1 protein-coding gene and 1 pseudogene are annotated in these 745 nt (G+C 57.3%); both read left to right on the forward strand.

Features of this window, described 5'->3' with window-relative positions:
- Positions 1-296, forward strand: a pseudogene (locus tag XpopCFBP1817_RS20990) (DDE-type integrase/transposase/recombinase); the annotation flags it as partial.
- Between the two features lie 247 nt (positions 297-543).
- The coding region (locus XpopCFBP1817_RS21000) for a transposase (protein ID WP_146090206.1) at positions 544-745 on the forward strand (202 nt) is incomplete at its 3' end.

The following is a 745-nucleotide window of genomic DNA, read 5'->3' on the forward strand; positions in this document are numbered from 1 at the left end:
CCAAGAAGCGGTTCAAAAGCGATCCGGTCGGCTACTTTCATATCGATATCGCACAGGTACAAACATCCGAGGGCAAGCTTTATTTGTTCGTGGCCATCGACAGAACGTCAAAGTTTGCGCTCACCGAACTGCACGCCTCGGCCAACAAGCTGGTTGCAGCGCAATTCCTGCGCACTGTGATCCAGGCGGTGCCCTATGCTCTGCAGACGGTTCTGACGGATAACGGTATCCAGTTCACCAACCGCAGCTCCGACCGCTATGCCTTCCCGCATCTCTTCAGCCGCGTCTGTCTCGATGGCGATTGGCTCCTATAAGCCGATTACATTTGAGGGCGAGGTTTACTGATACGGGTATTCGCTGGCTTGGTCAGTGCACTGGTTTGGGTTGCACCCGGATTTCGTGTTCCGTTTCGCCAGCCACAAGCGGCATAGATTGGTTCTTGAGCCATTGCTCATGCCCCTTGTCGAAGTACGAGCGACGTCCCCCCGCCCTGAGTAGCACGCCAGTTTGGAGTCCAATTCCCTACCCCGAAGGAGATTGGACGTGAAGAAGCGTTTTACCGACGAGCAGGTCATCGGCTTTCTGCGCGAAGCCGAAAGCGGCGTGGCGATCAAGGACCTGTGCTGGCGCCATGGCTTCAGCGAGGCCTCGTACTATCTGTGGCGCAGCAAGTTCGGCGGGATGCGCGTGCCCGATGCCAAGCGGCTCAAAGACCTTGAGGCCGAGAACGCGCGGCTGAAGACGT

Source organism: Xanthomonas populi (genome assembly GCF_002940065.1).
Taxonomy (GTDB): domain Bacteria; phylum Pseudomonadota; class Gammaproteobacteria; order Xanthomonadales; family Xanthomonadaceae; genus Xanthomonas; species Xanthomonas populi.